Origin of the sequence: Rhodoplanes roseus (assembly GCF_003258865.1) — a bacterium.
In the GTDB taxonomy this organism is placed as follows: Bacteria; Pseudomonadota; Alphaproteobacteria; order Rhizobiales; family Xanthobacteraceae; genus Rhodoplanes; species Rhodoplanes roseus.
The window spans coordinates 1-16,480 of record NZ_NPEX01000128.1 but is presented as its reverse complement, the minus strand read 5'-3'; the positions used below and the strand labels follow the sequence as shown (position 1 = coordinate 16,480).

Annotated in this window: 15 protein-coding genes and 1 pseudogene; 2 read left to right on the top strand and 14 right to left on the bottom strand. The window is 70.9% G+C overall.

Annotated features, from left to right (window positions below):
- Positions 1 to 99: 99 nt before the first annotated feature.
- The 14 genes from CH341_RS17930 to CH341_RS17865 form a co-directional block, all read right to left on the bottom strand.
- Entirely contained in the window at positions 100 to 1,071 is a 972-nt protein-coding gene (locus CH341_RS17930) for a Bug family tripartite tricarboxylate transporter substrate binding protein (RefSeq protein ID WP_245431122.1), read from the bottom strand.
- Between the two features lie 219 nt (positions 1,072 to 1,290).
- Positions 1,291 to 1,515, bottom strand: a complete 225-nt coding sequence (locus CH341_RS17925) for a zinc ribbon-containing protein (RefSeq protein ID WP_111420365.1) — start codon at positions 1,513 to 1,515, stop codon at positions 1,291 to 1,293.
- 121 nt (positions 1,516 to 1,636) lie between these two features.
- On the bottom strand, positions 1,637 to 2,800 hold the full coding sequence (locus CH341_RS17920; RefSeq protein WP_111420364.1) for a DSD1 family PLP-dependent enzyme: 1,164 nt from the start codon (positions 2,798 to 2,800) through the stop codon (positions 1,637 to 1,639).
- Positions 2,801 to 2,821: 21 nt separating this feature from the next.
- Positions 2,822 to 4,111 carry a Zn-dependent hydrolase gene (locus CH341_RS17915; protein WP_111420363.1) on the bottom strand — a complete coding sequence of 430 codons (1,290 nt, stop codon included), beginning with the start codon at positions 4,109 to 4,111 and terminating at the stop codon, positions 2,822 to 2,824.
- A 175-nt stretch (positions 4,112 to 4,286) separates the two neighbouring features.
- Positions 4,287 to 5,165, bottom strand: a complete 879-nt coding sequence (locus tag CH341_RS17910) for a polysaccharide deacetylase family protein (RefSeq protein ID WP_111420362.1) — start codon at positions 5,163 to 5,165, stop codon at positions 4,287 to 4,289.
- 24 nt (positions 5,166 to 5,189) lie between these two features.
- Positions 5,190 to 6,692, bottom strand: a complete 1,503-nt coding sequence (locus CH341_RS17905) for an amidohydrolase family protein (RefSeq protein ID WP_111420361.1) — start codon at positions 6,690 to 6,692, stop codon at positions 5,190 to 5,192.
- 32 nt (positions 6,693 to 6,724) lie between these two features.
- Positions 6,725 to 7,450, bottom strand: a complete 726-nt coding sequence (locus tag CH341_RS17900) for a GntR family transcriptional regulator (RefSeq protein WP_111420360.1) — start codon at positions 7,448 to 7,450, stop codon at positions 6,725 to 6,727.
- Entirely contained in the window at positions 7,447 to 8,268 is an 822-nt protein-coding gene (locus CH341_RS17895) for an ABC transporter ATP-binding protein (RefSeq protein WP_111420359.1), read from the bottom strand. Before CH341_RS17895 ends, CH341_RS17900 begins: the two co-directional genes overlap by 4 nt.
- Positions 8,269 to 8,278: 10 nt before the next feature.
- Entirely contained in the window at positions 8,279 to 9,016 is a 738-nt protein-coding gene (locus CH341_RS17890; RefSeq protein ID WP_111420358.1) for a cysteine hydrolase family protein, read from the bottom strand.
- Positions 9,017 to 9,041: 25 nt separating this feature from the next.
- Entirely contained in the window at positions 9,042 to 9,851 is an 810-nt protein-coding gene (locus CH341_RS17885; protein WP_170149682.1) for an ABC transporter permease, read from the bottom strand.
- Between the two features lie 166 nt (positions 9,852 to 10,017).
- Entirely contained in the window at positions 10,018 to 11,130 is a 1,113-nt protein-coding gene (locus CH341_RS17880) for an ABC transporter substrate-binding protein (RefSeq protein ID WP_111420356.1), read from the bottom strand.
- 118 nt (positions 11,131 to 11,248) lie between these two features.
- A complete protein-coding gene (locus CH341_RS17875) occupies positions 11,249 to 11,743 on the bottom strand; it encodes a (2Fe-2S)-binding protein (protein ID WP_111420355.1) in 495 nt (164 codons plus the stop codon).
- Complete coding sequence (locus CH341_RS17870; RefSeq protein WP_111420354.1) at positions 11,740 to 12,588, bottom strand: FAD binding domain-containing protein; 849 nt, start codon at positions 12,586 to 12,588, stop codon at positions 11,740 to 11,742. Before CH341_RS17870 ends, CH341_RS17875 begins: the two co-directional genes overlap by 4 nt.
- Entirely contained in the window at positions 12,585 to 14,972 is a 2,388-nt protein-coding gene (locus tag CH341_RS17865; RefSeq protein WP_245431121.1) for a xanthine dehydrogenase family protein molybdopterin-binding subunit, read from the bottom strand. Before CH341_RS17865 ends, CH341_RS17870 begins: the two co-directional genes overlap by 4 nt.
- A gap of 283 nt (positions 14,973 to 15,255) precedes the next feature.
- Between CH341_RS17865 and CH341_RS17860 the strand changes: the two genes are divergently transcribed.
- A complete protein-coding gene (locus tag CH341_RS17860; protein ID WP_111420353.1) occupies positions 15,256 to 15,615 on the top strand; it encodes a hypothetical protein in 360 nt (119 codons plus the stop codon).
- Between the two features lie 126 nt (positions 15,616 to 15,741).
- Positions 15,742 to 16,480 (top strand): annotated as a pseudogene (locus CH341_RS17855) (methyl-accepting chemotaxis protein); the annotation flags it as partial.

Genomic DNA, 16,480 nt, shown 5'->3' with positions numbered 1-16,480 from the left:
GCGACCGTGGCGGCCGCCGCGGCGAGGCCGAGCAGGCGGCGCCGCGAGGTGCCGGCGGCGCGCCGCTGGCCGGCAGGATCGGTGTGGTCCGTCATGGGGTCATCCCGCCTTGGTTCCGGCAGCCCGGATGATCGGCCACCACCGCTCGATGTCTGCCTCGACGAGGGCGCCGAGGGCCTCCGGCGTCTGCTGCTCGCGCGGCGGCACGTCCTGCCCGATATCGGAGAGGCGCGCCCGCACGGCGGGATCCGCTAGGGCGACGACGGCGGCGGCGTTCAGCGTCGCGATGATCGGTCGCGGCGTGCCCTTCGGGGCGAAGATCGCGTTCCAGGTGCCGGCGTGAAAGCCCGGCAGGCCGGCCTCGTCGGCACTCGGGATCTCGGGCGCGCCGGGCAGGCGGGCCGGGGCGGCGACCGCAAAGCATTTGAGCTGGCCGTCGCGGACCAGCGGCAGCGTCCCGGTCGGCGGGGTGAACAGGAGATCGATCTGCCCGGACATCAGATCCTGCACGAAGGGCGTCGCCCCCCGGTACGGCACCAGCACCGCGTCGGCCTCGATCATCCTGAGGAACAGCAGCGCTGCGACATGCGACGGGCTGCCGATCCCGGCCGTGCCGATCGACACCTTGCCGTTGCGCCCCTTCACCCAGGCGACCATGCCCCTGAGATCGGTCGCCGGGACGCTCGGGCTGGCGAGGACGAGCTGCGACGTGACGGCGAGCAGCGCGACCGGCTCGAAGCTGGTCCGGACGTCGTAAGGCAGGTTGGTCGACAGCGCGCCGTTGGCGACATGGGCGCCCCAGTTCCCGACATCGATCGTGTAGCCGTCGGCCGGCGAGCGGGCGAGGCGGCCGAGCGCGATGCTGCCGGCACCGCCGCTGACATTGTCGACCACGATGGCCTGGCCGAGCTCCTGGCGCATCCGCTCGCCGACCAGGCGGGCGATCGAGTCGGTCGGTCCGCCGGCCGGGAACGGCACCAGCATCGTGATGGGCCGGCTCGGATAGGCCTCGGCGCGGGCCGGGCGCGGCAGCGCCGGGGCGGCGAGGGCCGATGCGGCCAGGCCGAGCACGGCACGGCGTGACCTCCCGGCAAGCCGGGACGAGCATTCGGAGGAGCTGGGCGCGTGAGCGCCCGGGCCGGCGGAAGGCGTGATGTGATCTGGCATGTCTCGACTCTGACGGGGGACAGAGACGGATATCGAGCAAGCGGCATGCCAGGGCGGTACGATCGCGCCGGGTGCGGGACGAAGCTTTCAGTATTCGGGCGGCGATGTCGAGCGCCGAGGCGTTCAGCGCTTCTTCAGGCGGCGCTCCGGGAGCTGCTGGATGCCGATCTCGCTCTTCCGGTAGAAGCCGCGATGGCCGCACTGGCTGCAGCGGACCGAGAACTCGTCCGCCACCGCCTCGACCCGGTAGACGGCGTTCTGGGCCCGGCACTTGTCGCACGGGACGACCCCGCGCGCCCAAGTGGCCTTGCGGTTCGTCGCCGTTTGCGTGTTCGAGCTGAAAAACATCGCCGTCGCGTCCTCCGGCCCCCCGGCCAGCGGCGGTGTTTCACACCAGGCCGGCGGGTCCGTAAAGTTCGAACTGCTTTGTCGGTAAACGGTAGATCGATGCCGGTGACGCAACCGCGGCTCAGCCGGGCGGCAGCGGGGCGCGGCGGCCGCGGGCGTCCACGGGCCACACGTCGACCAGCCGGTCGCCGCGCACGCAGTGAATGGCGTCGAAATGCGCGATCGTCGGGTCGCAATGCGGCACCGTGCACTCCAGGACCGTGCCGAGCGCCGGCGTCGCGGTCCCCTCCGGCAGCGACACGCGGCCGTGCTCGTCGCCGCTGAACTCGTAGGCCGCGCCGGCGAGCGGGCCGCTCGCGACGCGCGGGCGTGGGCCGTTGAGCGCGAAGGCCTTGGTGCCGCCGTCCGTCGTCACGCTGCCGGGCACGTTGGCGCTGGTCACCGCGACGGCGACCGAGAGGGCCGGGCGGAACGGCCAGGACTCGCCCGGCGCGTATTCGATGCCGCCGTACTCGGCGTCCATGACGATGTAGGAGCCGGCCTGCAGCTCGGTGAACGGGCTGCCGGCGGCATTGATGCGGTGCGTGCCGGTGCCGGCCCCGGTGACGATGGCGGGCGCCAGATCCTCGGCCTTCAGCTCGGCGACCAGATCGGCCACCAGCGCGTCGGCCGCACGCGTCCGGGCGAGCCGCTCCGCGTGGTCGGCGATGTGCTGCAGATGGCCGGCATAGGCCTGCACGCCGGCGAAGCGCAGCGCCTTCCAGGAGGCGATCTCGCGGGCCAGCCGCACCCCGTCCGCGACCGTGCCGACGCCGGTGCGGTGATGGCCGAGATCGAGGTCGACCAGCACGCGCAGCGTCCTGCCGGTGGCACCGATCGCCTGGTCGAGCGCTGCGACGTTCGCCGGATGGTCGGCCACCACCATCACGTCGCCGCCGGCCTCCACCAGCCGCGCCAGCCGGGCGATCTTGCCGGCCGTGACCAGCGGCGAGGTGATCAGCACGCCGGGAAGTCCGGCCGCGACCATCACCTCGGCCTCGTCGATGGTGGCGCAGCCGATGCCGAGCGCGCCCGCCGCGATCTGGCGCTTGGCGATGGTGCTGCATTTGTGGGTCTTGGCATGCGGGCGCAGGCCGATGCCGGCGCGGCGGCAGGTCTCCGCCATCAGCGCGACATTGTGCTCGAAGGCGTCGAGATCGAGCACCAGCGCCGGCGTGTCGATCTTCGCCCGCGATCCCGGGGCGCCGAACAGAATGATGGAACGGTCGGGGGCGGTCACGGTCATGGCGGGGCCTCTGCGTCCGGCTCAGGGGTCCGCATCAAAGCCACGAACCACGGACTCCAGCAAGCGGACGCCCTGCGAAAAGTCCTCGACGCGCATCGCCTCGTGCGGGTTGTGGCTGCCGTTCTGGTTGCGCACGAACACCATGGCGGAGGGGATGCCGGCCGCCGCGAAGTCGCCGGCGTCGTGGCCGGCGCCGCTGGCGATGCGCATGTGCGGGATGCCGAGCGCCGTCGCGGCGGCGACGAGCCGCGCCTGCAGGCCCGTGTCCATGGCGATCGGCCGGTCGCGGGTCATCGGGCTGAAGTCGAAGGCGACGCCGCGCCGCGCCGCGATCTCGTCCGTCGTCGCGGTGAGCGCCGCGGCGACGCGGTCCAGCACCGCGTCGGAATGGCTGCGGGCGTCGAAGCAGGCGGTGACGAGGCCCGGAATGTTGGTGACGCCGTGGGCGGCCGGATCGGTCGAGACCTGCCCGAAGGTGAGGACGAGGTCGCCGCCGTCGCGCTCGATCTCCTCCCACAGCGCCTCCATGCGGCCGATCAGCTCGGCCACCGCCATCACGGCGTCGCGCCGCATGGTTCGCGGGACCACGCCCGAGTGGCCCGGCTCGCCGCGGCAGACGATCTCGCGCCAGCGCACGTTTCCCCGAATGCCGGTCACGATGCCGACCGGGATCTCTGCCCCGTCGAGCACCGGGCCCTGCTCGATGTGCAGTTCCAGATAGGCGGCGATCCTGGCGGGATCGATCAGCGGCGTGCCGGCGCGCAGTGGGACGAGATCGGCGCCGGCCTCCGCCATGTGATCGGCGAGGCTGCGCTTGGTGTCGATGCGCCGCGCCGTATCGAGCGCGTCCCCCAGCAGGCCGAGCGCGGCGCGGCTGCCGACATGCTGGGCCGCGAACCAGGCGTTCTCCTCGCTGCGGATCGCCATCACGGTGACGTCGCGCGCCGGCACGACGCCGTCGCCCCGCAGCGCCGCGACGCAGGCGAGCCCGGCCAGCACGCCGGCGAGCCCGTCGAAATTACCGCCCTGCGGCACCGAATCGAGATGCGAGCCGATGACCAGCGCGGGCTTCTCACGGTCGGCGCCCGCCAGCGTCATGTGCAGGTTGAGCGCCGCATCGACGTGAGTCGTCAGACCCACCCCGCGCGCCTCGCGTGCCAAGATGTCGTGGGCGAGCTGCTCGCCCGACCCGTAGGCGGCCCGCGTGACCCCGACGCCGTCGAAGGTCTTTTGGCCGATCTCGTCGAACAGACGTGCCGCGAGGGTGAGGGCGGAGGTGAGGGACGAAGAAGGATCGCTTGAACCGGACATCGGAGGCTCGCACTGACTGTCTCCTCATGGTGAGGAGCGATCCGCAGGATCGCGTCTCGAACCATGAGGCCACCGCAGGATGGGGCTCGACCTCGGGGGCCGCCCTCGCCCTTCGAGACGCGGCCTGCGGCCGCTCCTCAGGGTGAGGGCGGAGAGAGGCTAGCGCGCTTCGCGATCACGCCTGCTGCGCCAGGTACCAGTCCAAGAGCTGGCTGCCGTTGACGAACACGGTGTCGGGCCGCGCCTTCAGCTCGTCGATCACCTCGATCAGGTGGTTGATGCGATGCGACACGCCGGAGAGGTGGGGGTGCAGCGGGATCGGCAGCACGCGTGGCTGGCCGGTCTCGCGGGTCTCGCGCTCGAACGTCTTGATCGCCTCGCGGATGCGCAGCTTCATCTCGTCCGAGGCGTGCTTCTCGATGGCGAAGATGACGCTGTCGTTGATGTCGAGCCCGTAAGGCAGCGAGACCATGTCGCCGTGCTTGGTGGTGAGTTTCGTGGGGATGTCGTCGATCACCCATTGGGTGACGTATTCGACGCCGGCGGCGCGCAGATGGTCGAGCGTCTCGAAGGTCTCGGACCAGCCCGGGCTCATCCAGCCGCGCGTCGGCTTGCCCGTGAAGCTCTCCAGCTTGTCGAGCGCGGCGCGGATCTGGGTCGCCTCGTCGGCCTCGCCGCCTTGCGCGAGCTGCCGCATGCCGTGCCCGACGAACTCCCAGCCGGCGTCGCGCATCGCCGCGGCGAGGCTCGGATACACGTCGACCACGTTGGCGTTGATCGGCGCGCTCACCGGGATGTTCCGGTCGCTGAACACTTTCAAGAGGCGCGGCATGCCGGCGCGGTTGCCGTATTCCGACCAGCAGAAGTTCGGCAGATCCGGGACGTGATAACGTCCGTGCGGCGGGATCACGATGTGGCGCGGCGTCGGCTGGTCGTAGGGCCAGTACTCGACGTTCACCAGAAAGTGGACGATCAGCGTCTTGCCGTCGAACGGCTTCAGCTTCGGCGCGTCGCTGGTGAGGCGGAACGGGGCGCGCGGATTCGAGGCGGTCATGGGGCGGGCTCCTTGCGGGCGTGTCTAGTCTCGGCGGGCGGCGACGCCCTGGTAGTGGCTGCAGAGATGTCCGCGCAGCCGCGCCGCGTAGTCGCGGGCGGCGGGATCCTTCGGCCGGCGTGCGCCCTGGGCGGAGGCGACCGCGGCGGCCTCGATCTCGGCGAGGTCTTGGCCGACCAGAGCGCCGTCGCGATAGACGATGCGGCCGTCGATCATGGTGAGGCGGACGTCGGTGCCATGGGCGCGGGCGATCACGGCCTCCATCAGCGGCATGTCGGGCTCGATCCACGGTGTGCGTGTGCGCGTCAGCGACAGCGCGATCAGATCGGCGGCGGCGCCCGGCGCGAGCGTGCCGGTATCGGGCGAAAAGCCGGAGGCGACGGCGCCGTTGGTGGTCGCCATCGCGAGGAGCTGGTCGGTGGTGGGCGGCGGCGGGCCGTTCCAGTCGGGCTCGCGCGCGAGCAGCCCGGCGAGGCGCAGCTCGGCCAGGAGATCCTCGGCGTCCTGCATGGCGCAGTTGTCGGTACCGACCGCGAGCCGCACGCCGGCCGCCAGATAGCGCGACACCGGCGCGATGCCGTTGCGCATGCGGACGTTGCAGCCGGGATTGCGCACCACGGTGGCGCCGGTGCGGGCCATGATCTCCATGTCGGCGTCGCTCGGCCACACGCCGTGCGCCACCACGGTGCGCGGCCCCATGGCGCCGAGCTGTTCCAATCGCGCAAAAACGCCCTCGGGATAGAGCTCGCGGGCGGCATCGCGTTGGGCCGGCGATTCGAGCGCGTGGAACTGCAAGCCGAGCCCCTTGTCGGTCGCGTCGCGGGCGAGCGCCGCCCACAGCGCATCCGACACCCATTGCGGCCCGGCCGGGCCATAGCACAGCCGCACCCGCGCATGCGTGCCGTAGTCGGCGAGCAGGCGATCCATCAGCGCGATGGTGCCTTCGGCGTCGCCCGCATAGGCCTTGGCGCCGGGCTTCGCGATCCAGTCGCGAAGGTCGTCGGGCAGGCCCGCCATGAAGCAGGCCTCGTGCGGCGGATAGACGGTGGCGCCGCGGTCCATGGCGCCGACCGCCATCGAGACGCGCAGCCCGACGGCGTCGTAGGCTGCGAGCTGCGCCCGCAGCTCGCCCTCGTAGTCGCCGGTGCCGTAGGAGTAGTTGGCGTGCACCGTGGCGGTGACGCCGTGCATCACCATGCGGGCGGCGGCCAGCCGGGTGATGGCGAAGGAATCGAGAATCCCGCGGCCGCGTCGGCCGGCGATCCAGGTCTCCAGGAAATCGTCGTGATAGCCGAGCTGGATCTGGCTTAGCCCCCGGCCGTGCTGATGCGCGTTGACGAGGCCCGGCATCACCAGGCAATCGGGCAGCGCGATTTTTTGGGCATCGGGAAAGCGCGCGGTGAGCGCGTCGGCCGTGTCGATGGCGGCGACGCGGCTTTCCACCACCGCGATGGCGGCGCCGCTCCGCAGCGTGTCGGCGGAGGGGCCGGGCAGCAGGAGCTCTGGAACCAGGATGACGGCGGTCAAGGGAGGGTCCCGGGGGTGTCGGAAGGAGGGCGTCAGGCGGCGGGGTTCGCGGCGGCGGGTGCCGCCTGCGGACGAGAAAAATACTCGGCCATCACGCGGCGGATGCCGTCGAGATGATCGTGCAGGAGCCTTTGGGCCATCGCGACGTCGCCGTTGCGGCAGGCGTCGAGGATGCGGCGGTGCTCCATGTTGGAGACGCGCGACCGGTCGATCAGCGCCATGTGCAGGCGCACGCAGCGGTCGACATGGATGTGCAGCGTCTCCAGGATCTGCAGCGCCACCTCGCGGCCGGACGGCGCGTAGAGGGCGCGGTGGAACTGCCAGTTGAGCCGGCCGAGCTGCTCGGTGCCGCGCTGGTCCATCTCGCCGACCAGCCGCTCCGCCTCGTCGAGGTCGGCGCGGGTCTGGTGCGGGATGGCGCCGGCCAGCACCTGCGGCTCCAGGGCGAGGCGGGTCTGGTAGATGTCCTCGATCTTCTCGGGCGACACCGTGGTGACGATCGCGCCGCGGCGCGGCAGCATGGTCACGAGGCCCTGGCCTTCCAGCTTGGAGAGCGCCTCGCGCAGCGGGATCTTGCTGATGCCGAGCTCGGCGGCGACGTGATCCTGGCGGATCGGCGCGCCCTCGGCCAGTGTGCCGCGCACGATCGCCTCGCGCAGAATGCGGGTGATCAGCTCGACCGTGGAGGGAGAGCGGCCGCCGCATTCGTGCGCGAGCGTGGCGAGGGACGGCGCGGGAGCGGGCATCTGCGGGGTCATGCCCGTTGATACCCCTCCTCGATCTTCCGGCGCAAGAAGCCGCAGATCTCGTTGAATTCGGCCGTCTCCTGCATCGCCATGCGGCGCGGCCGCTGGAACGGGATGCGGACGTCGTGCGAGATCACCGAGGGGCGCCGGCTCATCACCAGCACGCGGTCGGCCAGATACACGGCCTCGCGGATCGAGTGGGTGATGAAGATCGCGGTCTTGTGGTAGCGATCCCACAGATCGGCCAGCGCCGCGTTCATGTCGTCGCGCGAGATGGCGTCGAGGGCCGAGAACGGCTCGTCCATCAGCAGCAGCTTCGGATCGTTGATCAGGCCGCGGCAGATGGCGACGCGCTGGCGCATGCCGCCGGAGAGCTGGCGCGGCCGCTTGTCGCGAAAGTCCCACAGGCCGACCAGCTCCAGAAGCTCGCGGGCGCGTTCGAGGTGGTCCCGGGTGCGGCCGTGCTCCAGCTTGATCGGGAACAGCACGTTGTCGAGCACGCTCTTCCACGGCAGCAGCGTCGCGTCCTGGAAGATGTAGCCGAAGTCTGCCCGCGGTCCGGTGATCTCCGCGCCGTCGACCCGGATGCGGCCGGCGCTGGTCGGCTCCAGGCCGCCGATCATCATCATCAGGGTGCTCTTGCCGCAGCCGCTCGGCCCCAGCACGGCGACGAACTCGCCGGACGTCACGGTGAAGTCGGCGAGGCTCACGGCCTCTACGGCGCCGCCGGCCGTCTCGTAGATCTTCTGGACCCGCTGCACGCTCATATAGGGCGGGGCGTCGGTGACCGGGGCGGCGCCGGAGACGGCGGTCGAGATCGCGGCGTCCATGTTCGCCTCCTCAGCGGCCGGGCGTGGCGGGCGCGCCGGCGAGCGCGTCGCAGACCGCGTCCGTGGTCGTCACCCAGCCCAGGAATTTTTCCACGTTGAACACCGTCGCATCAAAAATGCTCGGATCGCCGGCCTGCAGGGTCGCGTCCTTCACCATCACGGCGAAGAACTCGCGGTGATAGGCGTCCCGGATGGTCGATTCGACGCAGACATTGGTGTTGACGCCGACGACGACGAGATTGCGGATCGCGCGGGCGCGGAGAATCATCTCCAGATTGGTCCCGGCGAAGCCGCTGTAGCGCGCCTTGGTCACCACGATGTCGGCGGCCTGCGGCGCCAGCGCCTCGACGATGCCGAAATCCCAAGCGCCCTTGGTGATCAGCTTGCCGCGATGCGACGGGTTCGCCCGCATGAACTTCAGCGGATTCGACTTGTGATAGACGGGCGAGGAGGCCGGGCCGGCCTCCTTGAGGTCGGGGTCGAAGCCGTTCTGCAGATAGACGATCTGGATCCCGGCCTTTCGCGCAGCGCTGATGGTCCTGGCAACGGCTTCGATCACCGGGGCGGAGCCCGACACGTCGAAGCCGACGAGATCCAGATAGCCGCCCTTGGACAGGTAGGCATGCTGCATGTCGACGACGACCAGGGCCGTCTCGGCGAGGTCGACCTCCAGCGGCTCGGGCGTGGTCGGCAGAACGACGGTGCGGCCGCCGTCGCGGAGGACCGAGGAGGCGAAGGGCGGGGCCATCGTGGGGGTCTCCATGCGGGGTCGCTCAGGCGCCGAAGCGGGTGCGCGTCACCGTCTCGGCGATGGCGACGAGGCCGTAGAAGACGAGGCCGAACGCGCACAGCACCAGGATGGCGGCGAGGATCAGGGCGGTCTCGGCCTGGGCCGAGGCGAACAGGATCAGGTAGCCGAGGCCGGCCTGCGACGTGATGAACTCGCCGACGATGACGCCGATGATGGCGAACGTGGTGGCGATCTTCATCCCGCTGAACACGTAGGGGATGGCGTGCGGCAGCCGCACCTCGCGAAACGTCTGCCATTCGCTGGCGCGCAGCGCACGACACAGCCGCAGGAGGTCGCGATCGACATTGTCGAGGCCGGCCAGCGTCGCGATCACCACCGGGAAGAAGCTGATGAACACCGAGAAGGCGAGGCGCGACTGCGAGCCGATGCCGAGCCAGACGATGAACAGCGGCGCCAGCGCGATCTTGGGGATGAGCTGGAACAGCACCACGTTGGGATAGAACGCCTCGCGCAGCAGCGTCGAGGAGCTCAGGAAGCCGGCGAGCGCGATGCCGAGCGCCGAGGAGATCAGGAAGGCGATCACGCTCTCCCACATGGTCGGGATGGCGTGCTTGAGCAGCAGCGGGAAGAACAGCTCCTGAAGCCGCTCCAGGATCATCGAGGGCGGCGGCAGCAGGACGGGCGACACGTTCAGCACCCGCACCGACACCTCCCAGGCGACCAGCACGACCAGTGCAGCGGCGACCGGCAGCAGGATCTGGCGCAGATAGCCGGCCAGCACGCCGGTGGGGAGGAGGGGCTTTTTCCGAGCGCCATCCGATGTCGCCGTCATGTGCCTTCGAAGCTCCGCTGATTCGCTCGGCCTCATGGTGAGGAGCTCTCCGAAAGGAGCGCGTCTCGAACCATGGGGCCGCCCTCGCCCTTCGAGACGGCCGCTGCGCGGCCTCCTCAGGGTGAGGGCGGTGTGAGTGCGATGTGACGCGTTTAGGTGCCTCGCCTCACCCCAGCAGCTTGGCGTAGCCGGCCGTGCTGGTTTTCACGGCGTCCCACTCGGCCTTTGTGAGCGTCACCTTGCCGACGAACTGGTTGGTCGCGAACTTTTTCGGGTCGGGGCGCACGGCGTCCTTCGGCGCGCCGTACTTCATGACCATGTCGAACATCGGCCCGAGCTTGTCGATGTCGGTCCAGCCCAGCGTGTGGTCGAGCGCCTCGGGACGCAGAGTCATCAGTTGCGCCAGGCCCTGCGAGACCTCGGCGTTCTCGCGGCCGCCCTTGGTCAGGCCGACCTCGGGAACGAGGGCGACGAACTCGTCGATCGCCTTCTTGGGCTCGCGCAGCGTGAAGGCGTAGGACTCCAGGATCGCGTCGACCATCGCCTGGCAGAGCTTCGGATCCTGGTCCAGCACCTCCTGGCGGGTGACGATCTGGGCGGCGTAGAGCTCGACCCCGACCTTGCTCCACAGGGTGAAGCGCGGCGTCTGGCCCTGCGCCACCAACACCGGGATGCTGGACGAGCCGATCGCCGTGATGGCGTCGACCTGCTTGTCGATCAGCACGCGCTCGATCACCTTGCTGTCGACCTGGACGAGCTGCACCTTCGACGCGTCGATGCCGGCCGCGGCCGCATAGGCGGGCCAGAACGGCGCCTCGGCCGAGGTCGGCACGATGCCGAGCTTCTTGCCTTCGAGATCCTTCGGTGAGGTGATCGGCGACGAGGCGAGCAGCGCCGTGCCCATCATGGCGTCGTAATAGAGGGTGGCGAGCGTCACCAGCGGCAGGCCGCGCGCCGCGGCGAGAATCGTGCCGCCGGCGAACACGATGCCGAAGTCGAACTGCTTGTTGGCGACCGCCTGGGCGGCGGCGACCGAGCCGAAGCCGCGGGCGACGTCGACGTCGATGCCGCGCGACGAGAAGTAGCCGAGCTTCTTGCCGACCATCGGCCAGTAGTTGGAGCCGTTGGCGATCCAGGGCAGCGTCAGCTTGACGGACTTGAGCGTCTGGGCGCGGGCGCCGGTGCCCAGCATGGCGGCGGCCGGCAGGCCGGCCGCGAGGGCGGCGCCGCCCTGCAGGAGCCGGCGTCGGGACAGGGGGCGAGAGGTGGTCGAAGCCATCGTGGTCTCCTCGGCTGTTCACGCCCCGCAGGCCGGTCCGGCTCCGGCGCCCGGGTCGTTCGGTGACGCCCGCCCCTCGGCGGCCGTCGCTCCTCGCGCCGCCCACGCGGCGCGAATCTCATTCGGCCGCGATCGACGCGGCGCTCTTCGTGGTCTCGTGCTCGTCCATCGCGGCCGCGACGGCGGCGACGATGCCGGCGTAACCGGTGCAGCGGCAGATGTTGCCGGCCAGCCCCTGGCGCAGCTCGGCCTCGGCCAGCGCGCCCTTGCGGCGGATCAGATCGTGCGCCGTGATCAGCATGCCGGGCGTGCAGTAGCCGCACTGCAGGCCGTGATGGGTGCGGAACGCCTCGCGCAGGCGCGCCATCAGGGCGTCGTCGGCGAGGCCTTCGAGCGTGGTCACCATGGCGCCGTCGAGCGACACCGCCAGCGTGATGCAGGAGCGGGCGATCTTGCCGTCGATCAGCACCGTGCAGGCGCCGCAGACGCCGTGCTCGCAGCCCAGATGCACGCTGGTGCAGCGATGCTCGCCGCGCACCAGGTCGGCCAGCGAGGTGCGCGGCTCCACGTCGGCCGTGATCGGGTCGCCGTTGAGCGTGAAGGAGACTTTCATGACACCCCCAGGGCCTGCGCGGCGGCGCGCAGGATCGTGGTCTCGACCATGATGGCCTCGTGCGGCTCGAACGGCCGCTCGGCGCGGGCGAGATCCTCGGCGATGGCGGTGCGCAATGCCGTCTCCAGCGCCTCGGTCCAGCGCGGAGCGCCGCGCAGCGCGGCGGCCGCCGCCGTGCAGGCGAGCGGCGTGCGACTCGCGGCGCCCAGCACCACGCTGGCGTGCTCGCGGGCCGGATCGAGGATCACGGCACCGATCGAGAGGCCGTACTCGCCGCTGCGGCGCGTCACCTTGTAGTAGCCCCAGGTCGCGTCGCGCGACGTCTTCGGCACGACGATGCGGACCAGCAGCTCCTGGTCCGTCATGGCGGTGAAGTAGGGGCCGAGGAACATGTCGGGCGCCGCGATCTCGCGCTCCCCGTCGGGCCCGCGACCGATGAAGCGGGCGCCGAGCGCCAACAGCGTCGTCACCCAGTCGGCCGAGGCGTCGGCCAGCGAGGCGCTGCCCCCGATGGTGCCGCGGTTGCGCACCGCCCGGTAGGCGATGCCGGCGGCGACGTGGCGCATCAGCCCGGCGGCGGGCTCGGGCGCCTCGCCGTCCTCGATCTCGCCATGGGTCACGCAGGCGCCGAGCGTCACCGCGTCGGCGCTCTCGCTGCGCTCGCGCAGCTCGGCGATCTTGGAGATGTCGACGACGCGCGGGAACGTCGCGAGCCGCAGGTTCAGCATCGGCACCAGCGACTGGCCGCCGGCCATCACGCGGGCGCCGGCGTCGGCGTCGGCGAGCGCCGCCAGCGCGTCGGGCACGTCCTTGGCGCGCGCGTAGTCGAACGGCATCGGCTTCATCGGGCACGCTCCGTGCGCGCGTCGTGCAGCGCCGTGAGAATCCGCTTGGGCGTGATCGGCGTCTCGTTCAGCTCGACGCCGAGCGGGCGCAGCGCGTCGTTGACGGCGTTGAGGATGGCGGCCGGCGCCGCGATGGCGCCGCCCTCGCCCATGCCCTTGATGCCGTAGGCCGTGAACGGCGACGGCGTCTCCAGATGCGCGATCCGCACGGTCGGCACTTCCGGCGCGCCCGGCACCAGATAGTCGGCGAAGGTCGACGCCAAGGGCTGGCCGCCGGAGTCGTAGGGGCTCTCCTCCAGCAGCGCGTTGCCGATCCCTTGCGCGACGCCGCCCTGCACCTGGCCCTCGACGATCATCGGATTGACCATGGTGCCGCAGTCGTGCGCCACGGCGTAGTCGAGGATCTCGACCAGCCCGGTGCCGGTGTCGACCTCCACCACCACGGCATGGGTCGCATAGGCGAAGGCGCCGGTGCCGGAGAGCGGCTGGAACGTCGTCGTCTCGTCGAGGCACGGGTCCTCGCCGGCGGGCAGATTCTCCGGATGCAGGAAGGCGGCGTCGGTGACGGACTTGAGCGGCACGCTGCGGGCGCCGGCGACGGCGCAGTTGTTCGCGAGCGTCACGTCGGCGGGCTTCACCTGCAGCAGATGCGCGGCGATGCGCTTCACCTTCTCGCCGAGCTGGCGGCTGGCGCGGCCGACCGCGCCGCCCGCCATGACCATGCTGCGCGACGCGAACGTGCCCATGCCATAGGGCGAGACGGCGGTGTCGCCGTGGCGCACGACCACGTCGGCCGGATCGACGCCGAGCTCCTGCGCGGCGACCTGGGCCAGCGTCGTCTCCAGGCCCTGGCCGTGATTCTGGATCGCCGCCTCGATGATCAGCTTGCCGTCCGGCGTGAACCGCACCGTCGCGGTCTCGTAGCCGAACACCTCGGTGAGGCCGCGGGCGATCCACTCGTCGGTGCCGTGCGCGGTCTGCTCGGTGTAGCTCGCGAAGCCGAGGCCGATTCGGCGCGGCCCCGTGCCGTTCTGGCGCGCCTGGCGGGCCCGCACCGCCGGCACGTCGATCATGGCCGCGACCTGGCGCACGCTCTCGGCATAGTCGCCGCTGTCGAACAGCTTGCCGGTGACGGTGCGGTACGGCATCTGCTCCGGCCGCACCATGTTGTCGATGCGCAGCTCGTGCGGCTCGCGCCCCACCTTGGCGGCGATCTCGTCGACGAGACGCTCCAGCGTGAAGCAGGCGCTCGGCCGGCCGACGCCGCGATAGGGGCCGAGCGGCGCCTTGTTGCTCACCACGGTGACGCCGCGGCCCTTGTAGGCGTCGATGGCGTAGGGGCCGGTCAGGATGCCGGCCACCATGTTGGCCTCCATGGCGGCGGACCACGGCCAGATCGAGTAGGCGCCGGCATTGACCACGGCCTCGGCCTCGAGGCCGAGGATCTTGCCCCGCGCGTCGGCATGCGCGGTGAGGCGGACGCGGTGCTCGCGCGCCTGCGGCGAGGCGATCAGGTGCTCGCGGCGGTCTTCCACCCAGCGGATCGGGAATTTCAGGCGGCGCGCCAGCGCGGCGATCGCCACCTCCTCCTGCTGCAGGTTGTTCTTCACGCCGAAGCCGCCGCCGACGTCGGGCGCGACGACGCGCAGCTGATGCTCCGGCACGCCGATCAGCTTGGCCAGCACGGTCCTGATCACGTGCGGCTGCTGCGTGGAGGAGTAGACCACCAGCTCCTGCAGGCGCCTGTCCCAGTACGCCAGCACGCCGCGGCCCTCGAGCGAGACGACGCACTGGCGCGCCATCCGGAATTCTCGCGTCACGGTCACGGCGGCCGCTTTCGCGGCGGCGTCCACCTCACCACCGCCGGGCGTCGAGACGAAGCAGATGTTGTCGGGCCAGCCGTGCAGGCTCGGGCTCGCCGGATCGAGGGCCTGCTCGATCTCGACCACGGGCGGCAGCTCGTCGAAGTCGACGACGATCTCCTGCGCCAGGTCCTCGGCCGCGGCCCGGGTGGCGCCCAGGCAGATGGCGATCGGCTCGCCGACGAACCGCACCGTGTCGGCGGCCAGCGCCGGATAGTCGGACCCGCGAAAGCCCGGGGTCGTCAGCACGGCGCGGACCGGATGGATGTCGCCCAGATCCTTCAGCAGGAAGACGCGGCCTTCGGCGCCCGGCGGCATGTCGATGCTGCGGATCCGGGCATGGGCGACCGGCGAGCGCAGGAAGGCGATCTCGCGGGTGCCCGGGATGTCGAGGTCGGCCAGGTACTCGCCGTGGCCGGCGAGGAAGCGGGCATCCTCGTTGCGCAGCACACGGTCGCCGATGCAGCCCGGGCGCGGGGCCTCGATGGCGGCGAGGGCGGGCGGTGCGGATGGTGCGGCCACGGGGTGCTCCGGTCGCGTTAAGATCGTATACGATATACCCCGCGTGACCGCCCCCTGCGACGTGCAAATTTATGCAGCATCGGCCAATTTTGCGGAAAAAGAGGGCACCGGAGGCGGCGCCGGCACCTCACGCCGGGCGCCGATCGTCTCTCCCCGCAATGTCGGCTGGCGGAAAGCGTGTCGCGGCGGCACACTATGGTGCCGTTGCCTCGGCCGGACGGTCGGCCGTAAGGGAGCGGTTAATGCGGGTCCGCTAGACAGGATGCGGTCAGAGGAGTTCCCCATGCGCCCGTCGCTCGTGCTCGCTGTTGGATGCTTTGCTTTCGCCGTTCCGGCTCTCGCGGCCACCGCCGCGGTCGCGGCCGATCAGGTGCCGACCTTCGACGTGCGGCAGGGCTGCCGCGGCGGGTCCGACGGCCAGCCGGCCTACGAGAGCTGCCTGAAGTCCGAGGCCGACGCGCGTCAGCAGCTCGTCGCGAGCTGGAGCAAGTATCCGCCGGCGCAGCGCCAGGCCTGCACCAGCGAGGCGGGCCGCGAGCAGCCCAGCTATGTCGAGCTCCTGACCTGCCTGCAGCTCGACCAGGACCTCAAGTCCCTGCCCAAGCCGGACATGAACTTCGGCCCGATGCGCAAGATCGACTGACCCTTGGGGCGCATGCCTGCGACGGCGGGTCGGTGGCGGCCCGCGTCGACGCGGCAGCCGGAGTATTAGCCTTATATTACAAAAGTTCGGCCATGATCGGCTCCGCAATGCACTGAGGGCAAGGTCATGGCGGCTCGATCGGTCGGAACACTTCTCACATGGGTGCTGGCGCTGTTGGCGGCCGGCGTGCTGGTCAGCACCGGCCAGCGGATGGTCAGCGCCGTCACCCAGTATCGCGACAGTGGCGACGCGCAGACGCTCGCCGCCGCCGACAAGACGATCTTCGAGGCGATCCGGGCGATCCGCAGCCAGCGCGGCGACGCCACGACGGCCCTGATCGCCGAGGACAATCCCACGCCGAAGCTCGAGGCGCTGCAGCGGATGGCGAACGCCCAGTACGAGGCGACCATCGCGGCCATCGCCACCATCGACGTGCCGGATCGCGACGCCCTGAGCGCGGCGATCACCCGTGAATGGAACACCGCGACGTCGCGATACCCGCTGCTGCTCGACGAGGCCAAGCGGCCGCGGCAGGAGCGCGACCTCAAGCGGACGATGGCCTGGCAGGACGCGCGCGGCGTCTTCGAGCAGCTCAACAACGCCTCCAGCGCGGTGTCGAACCGGGCCCGCATGAACCACCCGCTGGTCGGCGAGATGGTGCAGGTGCGGCGCTTCGCCTGGCAGGCGCGCGACCGCTACGGCCTGCAGTGCTCGCTGCTGCGCGGCAACGTCAACACCGGACAGGCGATGAGCGAGGGCCAGAAGGTCTCGCACGGCCAGTTCCGCGCCATCGTCGCAAGGCGCGCCGGTCTCGCGCGAGAGAATAAGGCTGCGCGGGGTGGTGCAGGGGGTCGGCATGCGGCCC